This window comes from Kitasatospora sp. NPDC001261 (assembly GCF_042896795.1).
Classification (GTDB): domain Bacteria; phylum Actinomycetota; class Actinomycetes; order Streptomycetales; family Streptomycetaceae; genus Kitasatospora.
The window spans coordinates 54,533-67,253 of sequence record NZ_JBIAXP010000005.1 but is presented as its reverse complement, the minus strand read 5'-3'; the positions used below and the strand labels follow the sequence as shown (position 1 = coordinate 67,253).

Here is a 12,721-nt window from a genome sequence, read left to right as displayed (position 1 = left end):
ACGGGTGCGGGTGCGCGGGATCAGGTGGACTGGAGGTCCTTGGCGTTCTCGGGCTCGGTCGGGCCGTCGCCCTCGCCCTCGCCGTCGCTCTCGTCGGTGTCCGCGTCCGCGTCCGGGCCCTCGGGCTCCGGCGGCTCGGTCGGGGCCTCCGGCTTGCCGATCAGGTGGGCGGACGCGAGCAGCGCGCCGACCACCATCACGCCGAGCACCACCCGGAAGTCCAGGGCGGCCACCAGGCCGGAGCCGACGCCGACGGCCAGCGCCTGCGGCGCGGTGAGCGAGAGGTTGACGGCCGCCTGGGCGCGCCCCATCAGCTGCGGCGGGGTGGAGGCCTGGGCGGCGGTGGCGAGGCCGACCATGGCGGCCGGGATGCCCGCGCCCGCGATCACCAGGCCGGCCGACACCACGTACAGCGACGGGGCGAGCAGCAGGACGGTCCCGAGGCCGAACACCGCCGAGCCCGCCATGACCGTCCGGCGCGGCCCGAGCCTGCCGATCAGCAGGCCGCCGACCACCGAGCCGGCCAGCGCGCCGACGGCCTCGGTGGTCTCCAGCACGCCGAGGAACTGCGGCGAGCGGTGCAGCCCGTGCTGGGTCAGCGCGAACAGCACCGGCTGCAGCAGGCTCAGCACGAAGCCGGAGGCGGCGGTGGCCGCGACCAGCGGCCGCAGCCCGACCGAACCGCGCAGGTGGACGAAGCCGGCCAGCACCTCGGTGCGCCACCGCAGGCCCGAGGGCTCCGGCTTGACCTCCTCCACCCGCAGGGTGAGGAAGCTCAGCGCGGCCAGCAGCAGCACGACGAGGTCGGCCACCGCCACCACGTGCCCGCCGAACCAGCCGTAGAGGCCCGAGCCGAGCAGCGGCGCCACCAGTGTGGTGCCGGCCCGGGCGCTCTGGGTCAACCCGGCCGCCGCGCCGAAGTCCTGACGCTCCGTCAGGATGCTGCGCAGCAGCGCGCTCTGCGCCGGGGCCAGGACGGCTCCGGCCAGACCGCAGACCGTGGCGGTGCAGTAGATGATCCAGACCGTGTCCCGGCCGTCGACCAGCAGCAGCGGCAGCAGCGAGAGGGCCACCGCCAGGTTGACCCCGACCAGCAGCGGCTTGCGCCGGACCCGGTCGGCGAGCAGGCCGCCGAGCGGGAGCAGCAGCAGGGGCGCGGAGAAGCAGAACAGCACCAGACCGGCGGCGGAGTTGCTGCCGGTCAGCACCTTGGCCCAGATGCCGAGGGCGATGGAGAGGGCGCTGTCACCGAGGACGGACAGGGTCTGCCCGGCCAGGTAGCGCCGGAACTCCGGGCGGACCAACAGCGGGTGCATGGCGGTTCCTTCGCTGCGCCGACGGCGCTTCGGGGTGTGCAGGGGTGTGCGGTGGTGCCGTGGTGCTCGGTGGTGCGGTGGTGCGGTGCTGTGCGGTGGTGCAGGGGCGCCCGGGGTGCGCCCTGACGCACGCGGGGTGCTCAGGGCGCCGGGCGGTCGGCGCGTCGGCGGGTCGGGCGCCGGGCGCTCAGGGTGTGGCCGGGTGGGCCGGGGCGAGCGGGGCGACGGCGGCGAAGCCCTCGATCACCGCGTCGTTGGCGTCCTTCTCGCCGATGGCGACCCGGATGCCCTGGCCGGGGTAGTAGCGCACGGCCACGCCCAGGCGCTCCAGCTCCGCGCGCAGCGGGAGCTGGTCGCCGGGGGCGTCGACCCACAGGAAGTTGGTGACGCTGGGCGCCACCGTCCAGCCGAGGCGCAGCAGTTCGGCCTCGGTGCGCTCCCGCTCCGCGGCGATCTCGGCGATCCGGCGCGCCATCTCGTCCTCGGCGCCGACGGCGGCGAGCAGGCCCGCCTCCTGGAGCCGGTTCACCGCGTACGGCACCTGGTGGTCCCGTACCCGCTGGGCCACGGACTCCTCCGCCAGCGCGTAGCCGATCCGCAGCGCGGCGATGCCGTGCGACTTGGACAGGGTGCGCAGCACGACGAGGTTCGGCCACTCGGCGATCCGGGCCGGCACGTCCGGGGCCTGCCAGCCCAGGGCGAAGTCGACGTACGCCTCGTCGAGCAGGATCAGCGCGGTGGCCGGCACCCGGCGGAAGAACTCCGTCAGCTCGGCCCAGGAGTAGACCGTGCCGGTCGGGTTGTGCGGGTTGCACAGCACGACGATCCGGGTGCGCCCGTCCATCCGCTCGGCCATCGCCGCCAGGTCGTGCCGGGCGTCGGGGCCGAGCGGGACCGGCCGGGCCTCGGCCCGGGCGATCTCGCAGAACAGCGGGTACGCGTCGAAGCAGGGCGCCGAGTGGACCACGTTGTCGCCGGGCTCGACCACCGCGTGGAAGAGGTCCAGCGCCACGCCCGCCGAGCCGTGGCCGACCACGACCTGGCCGGCCGGGACGTCCTGCCAGTCGGCGACGATCCCGGCGATCCGCTCCGGACGGAAGTCCGGGTAGCGGTGCAGGTCGGCACTGGCCTCGGCCAGCGCCGCCAGCACCGACGGCAGCGGCGGGTACGGGTGCTCGTTCTGTGCCAGCAGGTACCTGGCGTCCGACGGGCCGGCCATCAGTCGGCCTGGAGGACGTAGAGCCAGGAGTGCGGGGTGGCCAGCGCCTCGACGCGGTCGATCCGCAGGCCGGCCTCGGTGAACAGCTCCTCGTAGGTGGCCTTGGTGTGCAGCGGGACGCCCATCATCGCGTGCGCCAGCTCGAAGCCCACCGAGAAGACCGGCTGGGCGCCGTCGGAGGTGCCCGGGTCGCGCAGCATGGTGTCGCCGAGGACGAAGGTGCGGGCCTTCGGGAAGGACTCCCGCATCCGGGTGAAGATCGAGGAGCGGGTGGCCGGGTCGGCCAGCAGGTCGTGCAGCAGGAAGAAGCTCATCACGGTGTCGACCTCGGCCACCTCGGCGGCCTCGGCGTCGTTGTCGATCTGGGTGCCGAGCAGGCCCAGCACGTCCGCGCGGACGGCGGTGACCCGGTCCTGCATGCCGGCCTCGACGATGTCGCGGCGGGCGATGTCGGTGGCCGGGCGGCTGATGTCGATGCCCAGGCCCCGGGAGCCCTCGCGCTGCGAGACCACCCGGCGCACCCGGGCGGAGGTGCCCGAGCCCAGGTCGGCGATGTGCCGGAAGTCGATGCCGCTCAGCACGTCGGTGAGCTGGGCGGCGAACAGCGACTGGTCGCACTGGGCGGAGCCGAGGGCGACCATCGCCTCGTCGCGGAAGACGTCCGTGTCGTAGCGGTGGGTGCCGGCGCTCAGGTGGCCGGCGCGGCCGAACACGTCGTGGTAGCCGCCGACGGCCCAGGTGAAGTAGCCGCGCGCGGCGGCGATCTCCAGGCCCGCCTCGGTGGGCAGGTAGGCGTCGCCGTCGGCCTTGAGGTAGCCGTAGTCGGCGGCGGCGCGCAGCACGGCCTCGGTCCGGGCGGTGTCGCCGGCCTGGGCGGTGGCCTCGGCGGCCGAGAGCGGCTCGCCGCGCCCGATCGACTCCAGCAGGCCGATCCGGTCCAGCGCGAAGATCACGTTGGCGGCGATGAAGCCGTTGTACGCGTCGGTCGAGGTGATCGGCGACGGGGTGATGCCACGCCAGGTGTCGGGGATGGCCGCAGTGGTCATGGTGGTGTCCGTTTCTCGGTGGGCGGACCGGGTGCGGTCCGCGTGGTGTGCGCAGGTCGGTCGCCTGCGGTCGGTAGGGGTCTGAAGTCGGTGCGTCAGGAGGTCAGGAGGTCAGGCGGGCGGCGAGCACCGGGCCGATGACGGCGAGCGCCTCGGTGCCCGTCATCGCGCCGTGGGTGCTCGGCACCTCGTGGACGTCGAGCCGGCCGCCCAGGTGCGGGCGCCAGCTCTCCGGGTCGGGGGCGTCGGCCGGCCGGTCCTTGGCGGCGGTGAAGAACACCGCGTCGCCGTCGTAGCCGGGCAGCGGGAGTTCGTGGGACAGCTCGGCGTTGGCCTGGAAGACCGAGACCACCCGGGCCACCCCGGCGCCGCTGAGGCCGGCCAGCGGGCCCTCGCCGTCGCGGACGAGCGCGGCGTAGCCGTCCTCGTCGGCGGGCCAGGCGGTGACCTCCCCGGCCGGGTGGCCGAGCGAGTCGAGGATCACCGCGAGCTGCGCCGGGTCGTCCCGCCACTGCTCGGGCCCCGGCTCGCCGGTGCCCGGGTAGGCGTCCAGCAGCGCGAGCAGCCGGACCTCCTCGCCCTGGCGGCGCAGCAGCGCGGCGATCGCGTGGGCGACGGCCCCGCCGAACGACCAGCCGAGCAGGGCGTACGGGCCCTCGGGGCGGACGGCGCGGATCTGCGCGAGGTAGGTCCGGGCCAGCTCCTCGACCGAGGCCGGGTGCGCGGCCGGGTCGGCCAGGCCGGGGGCCTGGAGGCCGTAGATCGGCTGCTCGGCGTCGAGGTGGCGCAGCAGGCCGGTGTAGACCCAGCTGATGCCGGCGGCCGGGTGGACGCAGAACAGCGGCGGGCGCGAGCCGCGGGTGCGGATCGGCAGCAGGACGGGGAAGCTCTCGGCGGCCGGGCCCCGGGTGAGCCGCTCGGCCAGCCGGGCCACGGTCGGCGCCTCGAACAGCGTGCGGACGCCGACCCGGTCGCCCTCGCCGACCAGGTCGCGCAGGCCCGCGACCAGCCGGCTGGCCAGCAGCGAGTGCCCGCCGAGTTCGAAGAAGTTGTCGTCCACGCCGACCTTCTCCAGCCCGAGCAGGTCGGCGAACAGGCCGCAGAGCAGCTCCTCCTGGGGCGTCGCGGGCGCCCGCCCGGAGCCGAGCCAGGTGGTGTCGGGGGCCGGCAGGGCCTTGCGGTCGACCTTGCCGTTGGCGGTCAGCGGCAGGGCGTCCAGGGCGACGACCGCCGAGGGCACCATGTAGTCCGGCAGGGACGCGCCGACGTGGGCCCGCAGTTCGGCCTGGTCGACCGTCCGCCCGGGGTGGGCGACGGCGTAGCCGACCAGCCGGCGGTCGCCAGGGCGGTCCTCCCGGACCAGCACGAACGCCTGGGCCAGGGCGGGGTGGCGGGCCAGCACGGCCTCGATCTCGCCGGGCTCGATCCGGAAACCGCGGATCTTCACCTGGTGGTCGGTGCGGCCCAGGTACTCCAGGGTGCCGTCGGCCTGGCGGCGGACCAGGTCGCCCGAGCGGTACATCCGGCTGCCGGGGGCGCCGTACGGGTCGGCGACGAAGCGCTCGGCGCTCTGGCCGGGCCGGTTGAGGTAGCCGCGGGCCAGGCCGGCGCCCGCGATGTACAGCTCGCCCTCGACCCCGGCCGGGACGGGCTGGAGCGCGGCGTCCAGGACGTAGAGCCGGGTGTCGAGCACGGGCCGGCCCATCGGCGGGGCGATCCGGCCGGCGAGCGGTTCGCTCATGCTGGCGCAGACGGTGGACTCGGTCGGGCCGTAGGCGTTGACCATCCGCAGCCGGGCCGACCAGTGCTCGACCAGGTCGGGCGGGCAGGCCTCGCCGGCCACCACCAGGGTGCCGCCCTCCGGCAGCGCGTCCGGGGCGAGGACGGCCAGCGCGGTCGGCGGCAGGGTCAGGTGGGTGACGCCCTGCTCGGCGATCAGCTCGGTCAGCGAGGGGCCGGGCAGCAGCTGGTCGGCGTCGCCGAGGACGGCCCGGGCGCCGGTGAGCAGGGCCATGCCCAGCTCCCAGACGGCCGCGTCGAAGGACGGCGAGGCGAACAGCAGCACCCGGCTGTCCGGGGTGACGGCCAGGCCCCGGCGCTGGCTCTCCACCATGGCGGCGAGGCCGGTGTGGGTGACCACCACGCCCTTGGGGCGGCCGGTGGAGCCCGAGGTGTAGATGACGTACGCGGCCGAGTGCGGGGTGATCGCGGTGCCGGTGAGGTCGTGCGCCGGGTGGCCGGAGGCGTCCAGGTCCTCGATCAGCAGCCGCGGGACGGTGCTGTCGGCGAGCAGGCCGTCGGCCAGCGCCCGGCTGGTGAGGACCAGCGCGGGCCGGGCGTCGTCCAGCATGTAGGCGATCCGGTCGGCCGGGTAGCGCGGGTCCAGCGGCTGGAAGACCGCGCCGGCCTTGAGCACGGCGAGCTGGGCGACGATCAGCTCGATCGAGCGCTCCAGGGCGATCGCGACGAACCGCTCGGGGCCCGCGCCGTGCTCGATCAGCAGCCGGGCGAAGCGGTTGGCGCGCTCGTTCAGCTCGCCGTAGGTGACCTGCTCGGCGCCGAAGGAGAGCGCGACGGCCTCCGGGCGGGCGGCGGCCCGGGCCTCGAAGAGCGCCGGGAAGGTGCCGAGCGGGAGGTCCTCCCGGGTGTCGTTCCAGCCGGTGAGCAGCTGCTCGCGCTCCTCGGGCGCCAGCACCTCGACCCGGCCCACCGCGAGGTCCGGGTCGGCCAGCACCGCGCGCAGGGCGCGCTCGAAGCGGGCGGCCGTCGCCTCGGCGGTGGCCCGGTCGAACAGGTCGACGGCGTACTCCACCGTCAGGCCCAGTCCGGCGGGCGCGCCGGCCGCGTCGAAGCTCTCGCTGAAGGCGAAGGTCAGGTCGAACTTGGCGAGGTCGGAGTCCAGTTGCTCGACCCGGCCGGGCAGGCCGTCGAGGCTGATCTCCCCGGCGTCGCCGCCGGAGGTCAGCATCACCTGGCAGAGCGGGTGGCGGGCGGTCGAGCGCACCGGGTTGAGCAGCTCGACCAGCCGCTCGAAGGGCACGTCCTGGTGCTCGAAGGCGTTCAGGGTGGAGACCCGCACGCGCTCCACCAGCTCCCGGAAGCTCGGGTCGCCGGAGAGGTCGGTGCGCAGCACCAGGGTGTTGACGAAGAAGCCGACCAGGTCCTCCAGCGCCTCGTCGGTGCGGCCGGCCACCACGGTGCCGATCGGCAGGTCGGTGCCCGCGCCGATCCGGCCCAGGGTGGTGGCGAGCGCGGCCTGCATCACCATGAAGACGCTGGCCCGGCTCTGCTGCGCCAACTCGACCAGGGAGGCGTGGAGTCCGGCGTCCATCCGCAGCTCGACGGCGGCGCCGAGGCGGCTCGGGGCGGCGGTGCGGTGCCGGTCGAAGGGGAGCGTCAGCTCCTCCGGCAGGTCGGCCAGGGCGCGCTGCCAGTAGGCGAGTTGGTCGGTCAGCAGGGCGCTGGGCCGCTCGTCGGTGCCGAGCAGCTCGTGCTGCCAGAGGGTGTAGTCGGCGTACTGCACCGGCAGCGGCTCCCAGCCGGGGGCGGCGCCGGTGCGGCGGGCCCGGTACGCCTCGGCGAGGTCGCGCACCAGCGGGACCACGGACCAGCCGTCGGTGGCGATGTGGTGCATCAGCACCAGCAGGACGTGCTCCTGGTGCGGCAGCGACAGCAGGGTGGCGCGCACCGGCAGGTCGCGGGCGAGGTCGAAGACCTGCGACCCGGCCTCGGCGAGGGCCGCCACGAGCTCCTCCTCGGAGGCCACCGAGGCGGTGTGCAGCGGGAGTTCGGGGTTCTCCAGGAGCAGCTGGTGCGGCTGTCCGTCGGTGGTCGGGTAGACGGTGCGGAGCACCTCGTGGCGCTCCAGCACGTCCGCCAGGGCCGCCTGGAGGGCGGCGGCGTCGACCGGGCCGGTCAGCCGGAGCGCGCACGGGGTGTTGTAGAGGGCGCTCGGGCCCTCGAACTGGTCGATGAACCAGAGGCGTTGCTGCGCGGGGGAGAGCGGGACGCGGTCGGGGCGCTCGACCGGCCGCAGGGCCGGACGGGCGGCGCCCGGGGCGGGCAGCGCCTCGGCGAGCGCGGCCACGCTGGGGGCGTCGAACAGCGTGCGGACGGGCAGCTCGGTGCCGAGCGCGGTGCGGATGCGGCCGACCAGCTTGGTGGCGAGCAGCGAGTGGCCGCCCAGGTCGAAGAAGCTGTCGTCGATCCCGATCCGCTCCAACCCGAGGACGTCGGCGAAGAGTTCGCACAGGGCGCGCTCGGTGTCGGTGCGCGGGGCGCGGCCCTCGGCGCCGCCGGTCCAGTCCGGGGCGGGCAGGGCGCGGCGGTCCACCTTGCCGTTGGCCGTCACCGGGAGGGCGTCGAGGACGACCACGGCGGCCGGGAGCATGTAGCCGGGCAGGCTGTCGGCGACGGCGGCGCGCAGCTCGGCGGGAGTGCCGTCGCCGGTGGCGTACACCACCAGGCGCTTGTCGCCGGGCCGGTCCTCGCGGACCACGGCGAAGGCCTGGCCGACGCCCGGGAGGGCGGTGAACGCGCCCTCCACCTCGCCGAGTTCGATCCGGAAGCCGCGGATCTTGACCTGGTCGTCGGCCCGGCCGAGGAACTCCAGCACCCCGTCGGCGGTCCAGCGGACCAGGTCGCCGGTGCGGTACATCCGGGCGCCGGGCTCGCCGAACGGGCAGGCGACGAAGCGCTCGGAGGTCAGGCCGGGGCGGCCGACGTAGCCGCGGGCCAGGCCGGCCCCGGCGATGTACAGCTCGCCGGCCACACCGGCCGGGACGGGCTGGAGCGCGGTGTCCAGCACGTACAGCCCGGTGTTGTTCAGCGGGCGCCCGATCGGCACCACGGCGGGGACGGGCTCGCCCGGGGCCATGGTGAAGGTGGTCTTGATGGCGGTGGTCTCGGTGGGGGCGTACACCGCGACCACGGAGGTGTCCGGGCAGGCCCGGTGGAGCCGGCGGACGGACTCCGGCGGGACGACGTCGCCGCCGGTCCACACCTGCCGGACGTTGCGGAAGGCGGCCGGGTCCTCGTCGGCCATCAGCCGCAGCAGGCCGGACGGGGCCTGGACCAGGGTCACCTCGTGGGTGGTGATGGTCTCGGCGAGGCGGCGGATGTCCAGCTCGCCGGGCTCGGCGAGCACGATCGCCCCGCCGGTGACCAGCGGCGCCCAGATCTCGGTGGTGGAGGCGTCGAAGGCGGTGGGCGAGTGCAGCAGCACCCGCTCGTGGTGGCCGGCCCGGAAGTGCGGGTTGCCCAGCAGGTCCACCACGTTGCGGTGGGTGACGGCGACGCCCTTGGGCACCCCGGTCGAGCCCGAGGTGTACATCACGTAGACCAGCTGGCCGGGCAGGACGGGCACGGCCGGGTCGCCCGCCGCGGGGGCCCCGGCGAGCAGCGCGTCGGTGACCTCGACGGTGGCGAAGCCCTCGGTGGCGAGCACCGGGTGGCCCTGGTGGGCGGGGTCGACGAGCAGCAGGGCGGTGCGGGTGTCGGCGAGGATGTGCTGGAGCCGGTCCAGCGGGTAGCGGTCGTCCAGCGGGACGTAGGTGCCGCCCGCCTTGGCGATCGCGAGGACGGCGGTGAGCAGCCCGGCGGAGCGCTCCATCAGCACCGCGACCGGCTGCTCGGTGGTCAGGCCGCGCTCCAGCAGCAGGGCGGCGAGCCGGTTGGCGCGGTCGTTCAGCTCCGCGTAGTCGAGCCGCTCGGTGCCGGAGACCAGGGCGAGGGCCCCGGGGGTGGCGGCGGCCTGGGCCTCGAACAGCCGGGGCAGGCTCTGCTCGGCGACCGGCGCGGCCGGCCCGTTCCAGCCGGTGAGCAGCTGCTCGCGCTCGGCCGGGGCGAGGATCTCGATGCCGCCGATCGGGGCGTCCGGGGCGGCCACGGCGGCGCGCAGGACGCGCACCAGCCGCTCGGCGAGGGAGACGGCGGTGGCGTGGTCGAAGAGGTCGGCCGCGTAGTCGACGGCGGCGCGCACGCCCAGGCAGGTGCCGTCGGCCGCGAGCCGCTCGACGAAGTTGAAGTTGAGGTCGAACTGGGCCTGCGCCTCGCCGACCTCGACCGGGGTGCCCGTCGCGGTGCCGAAGGCGAGGTCGCCGGCCTGCTCCGCGTTGAGCGTGACGACGGTCTGGAAGAGCGGGTGGCGGGCGGGGGTGCGGGTGGGGTTGAGGTGCTCGACCAGGCGCTCGAAGGGGATGTCCTGGTGGTCGTAGGCGTCCAGGTTCGCGCGCCGGACGCGGTCGAGCAGCTCGCGGAAGGTCGGGTCGCCGCTGGTGTCGGTGCGCAGCAGCAGGGTGTTGACGAAGAAGCCGACCAGGTCGTCCAGGGCCTCGTCGGTGCGGCCGGCGACGGGGGTGCCGAGCGGCAGGTCGGTGCCGGCGCCGAGGCGGGTGTAGAGGGTGGCGACCGCGGCCTGCAGCGCCATGAACAGGCTGGCGTGCCGGCCGGAGGCCAACTCGGTGAGCGCGGCGTGCAGTTCGGCGTCCAGCTCGAAGTCGGCGGCGCCGCCGCGGCGGCTCGGCCGGGCCGGGCGCGGCCGGTCGTAGGGGAGCGCCAGCTCCTCCGGAAGGTCGGACAACTCCTGCCGCCAGTGGGCGAGTTGCAGGGAGACGACGCTCTCCGGGTCGTCCTCCTCGCCGAGCAGCTCGCGCTGCCAGAGGGTGTAGTCGGCGTACTGCACCGGCAGCGGCTCCCACCGCGGCTCGGTGCCGGTGGTCCGGGCCCGGTACGCCTCGGCGAGGTCGCGGAAGAGCGGGGCGACCGACCAGCCGTCGCTGGCGATGTGGTGGGTGAGCAGCAGCAGGACGTGCTCGTCCGGCGCGGGCAGCGCGTACAGCCAGGCCCGCACGGGCAGGTCGGCGGCGAGGTCGAAGACCTGCCCGGCCGCCTCGTGCAGCAGCGCGGGCAGCTCGGCCTCGTCGGCCACCGGCACCCGGTGCAGGGTCGGGCGCCCCTCGGTGAGGATGTGCTGGTGGGGCTGGCCGTCGGTGGTGGGGAAGACGGTGCGCAGCACCTCGTGCCGGTCCACCACATCCCCGAGCGCGCCTTCGAGGGCGGCGGCGTCGAGCCGGCCGGTCAGCCGGAGGGCGAACGGAGTGTTGTAGAGGGCGCTCGGGCCCTCGAACTGTTCGATGAACCAGAGCCGCTGCTGGGCGAACGACAACGGGATCAAGGTCTGCCTCCGACTGGCGACGTACGGCTGCTGTGGCTGGTGGGGCTGCGGTGCCCGGTGGTGCGGAGCGGTCGTGCGGCGGGGGCGGGCCGTGCCGGTGGCGCGGCCCGCGTCCTGCCGCGGGTCAGGCCTGGCCGCTCGGGCGGCGCATCGGCCGCAGGGCCGGGCGGGCCTTCTTCGGCGCGGGCGCCGCCTCGCCCCCGGGCAGGACGGCGGCGAGGGCGGCGACCGTTGGCGCGTCGAACAGCGTGCGGATCGGCAGTTCCGCGCCGAGGGTGGCGCGGATCCGGCTGACCAGCCGGGTGGCGAGCAGGGAGTGGCCGCCGAGGTCGAAGAACCGGTCGTCGATGCTGACCGTCTCCACGCCCAGCACCTCGGCGAACAGGGCGCACAGCTCCCGCTCGCGCTCGGTGCGCGGGGCGCGGCCCTCGGCCGCCCCGGCGTACTCGGGCGCGGGCAGGGCCCTGCGGTCGACCTTGCCGTTGGCCGTGACCGGCAGGCTGTCCAGGACGACCACGGCGGCCGGGAGCATGTAGGCGGCGAGGCGGTCCGCGACGAAGGCGCGCAGCTCGCCGTCGGTGGCCTTGCCGGTGGCGTACACCACCAGGCGCTTGTCGCCCGGCTGGTCCTCGCGGACCACCGCGAGCGCCTGGCCGACGCCCTCGTGGGCGGTGAACGCCGCCTCCACCTCGCCGAGTTCGATCCGGAAGCCGCGGATCTTGACCTGGTCGTCGGCCCGGCCGAGGAACTCCAGGACGCCGTCCGCCGTCCAGCGGGCGAGGTCCCCGGTGCGGTACATCCGGCCGCCGGGCCCGTCGAAGGGACAGGCGACGAAGCGCTCGGCACTGAGCGCCGGGCGGCCGACGTAGCCGCGGGCCAGGCCGGCCCCGGCGATGTACAGCTCGCCCGCCACCCCGGCCGGGACGGGCTGGAGCGCGGCGTCCAGCACGTACAGCCGGGTGTTGGCCAGCGGGCGCCCGATCGGCACCACGTTCGGCACCGCCGCGGCGTCCGGCATCGGGTACTGGGTGGCGCACAGGGTGGTCTCGGTCGGCCCGTACAGGGCCCGCACCGCGATGCCGGGGACGGCCTCCAGCACCCGGCGCACGGCCGGGGCGGAGACCACGTCGCCGCCGGTCAGCACCTCGCGCACACCGGCGAAGATGCCCGGGTCCTCCTCCGCGATGACCCGGAACAGACCGGCGGTGACGTGGACGTGGGTGAGCGCGTGCTCGCGGACCAGCCCGCGGATGGCGGCCGCGTCCAGGTCGCCCCGCGGCGCGACGACCACCTGGCCGCCGGAGAGCAGCGGCACCCAGATCTCGTAGGTCGAGGCGTCGAAGGCGTGCGGCGCGTGGAACAGCACCCGCAGGCCCTCGTCGTGCCGCCAGCACGGGTCGGTGGCGAGCTGCACCACGTCCCGGTGGCTGATCGCGATGCCCTTGGGCTCCCCGGTGGAGCCGGAGGTGAACATCACGTACGCGAGCTGCTCCGGGTGGGGCGCGGCCCGGTGGGCGCGCCGCTCGCGCGGACCGTCGAACCAGCCCTCGGTGAGCGGCAGGACGGGGCAGGGGGCGTCGGCGGCCAGCGGGTGGTCGCGGTGCGCCGGGTCGACCAGGACGAGCGCGGCGGCCGTCTCGGCGGTGATCCGCCGCAGCCGCTCGGCCGGGTGCCGGTCGTCCAGCGGGACGTAGGTGCCGCCGGCCTTGGCCACCGCGAGGATCGCGGTCAGCAGGTCGGCGGAGCGGTCCATCAGCAGGACCACCGGCGTCTCGGCGCCGACCCCGGCGCCGGCCAGGTGGGCCGCCAGGTGCTCGGCCCGGGAGTCCAGTTCGGCGTAGCTCAGCCGCTCGGTGCCGAAGACCACGGCCGGCGCGTCGGGGGTGGCGGCGGCCCGCGCCTCGAACAGCTCCGGCAGGGTCGCGTCCGGGACGGGCGCGGCGGTGTCGTTCCAGCCGGTGAGCAG

The 12,721-nt window shown here is 75.6% G+C and carries 3 protein-coding genes and 2 pseudogenes; all 5 read right to left on the bottom strand.

Annotation, left to right across the window (positions count from 1 at the left end; translation table 11 throughout):
* Positions 1-20: 20 nt before the first annotated feature.
* Positions 21-1,316 carry an MFS transporter gene (locus ACFY4B_RS08865; RefSeq protein WP_387966971.1) on the bottom strand — a complete coding sequence of 432 codons (1,296 nt, stop codon included), beginning with the start codon at positions 1,314-1,316 and terminating at the stop codon, positions 21-23.
* Between the two features lie 187 nt (positions 1,317-1,503).
* Positions 1,504-2,535, bottom strand: a complete 1,032-nt coding sequence (locus ACFY4B_RS08860) for a histidinol-phosphate transaminase (protein WP_049649757.1) — start codon at positions 2,533-2,535, stop codon at positions 1,504-1,506.
* The gene (locus ACFY4B_RS08855) at positions 2,535-3,581 is read right to left on the bottom strand and encodes a class I SAM-dependent methyltransferase (protein ID WP_049649758.1); all 1,047 of its coding nucleotides are present in this window, start codon (positions 3,579-3,581) and stop codon (positions 2,535-2,537) included. Before ACFY4B_RS08855 ends, ACFY4B_RS08860 begins: the two co-directional genes overlap by 1 nt.
* A 103-nt stretch (positions 3,582-3,684) precedes the next feature.
* A pseudogene (locus ACFY4B_RS08850) lies at positions 3,685-4,416 on the bottom strand (thioesterase domain-containing protein); the annotation flags it as partial.
* Positions 4,417-4,434: 18 nt separating this feature from the next.
* A pseudogene (locus tag ACFY4B_RS08845) lies at positions 4,435-12,622 on the bottom strand (amino acid adenylation domain-containing protein); the annotation flags it as partial.
* Positions 12,623-12,721 lie beyond the last annotated feature (99 nt).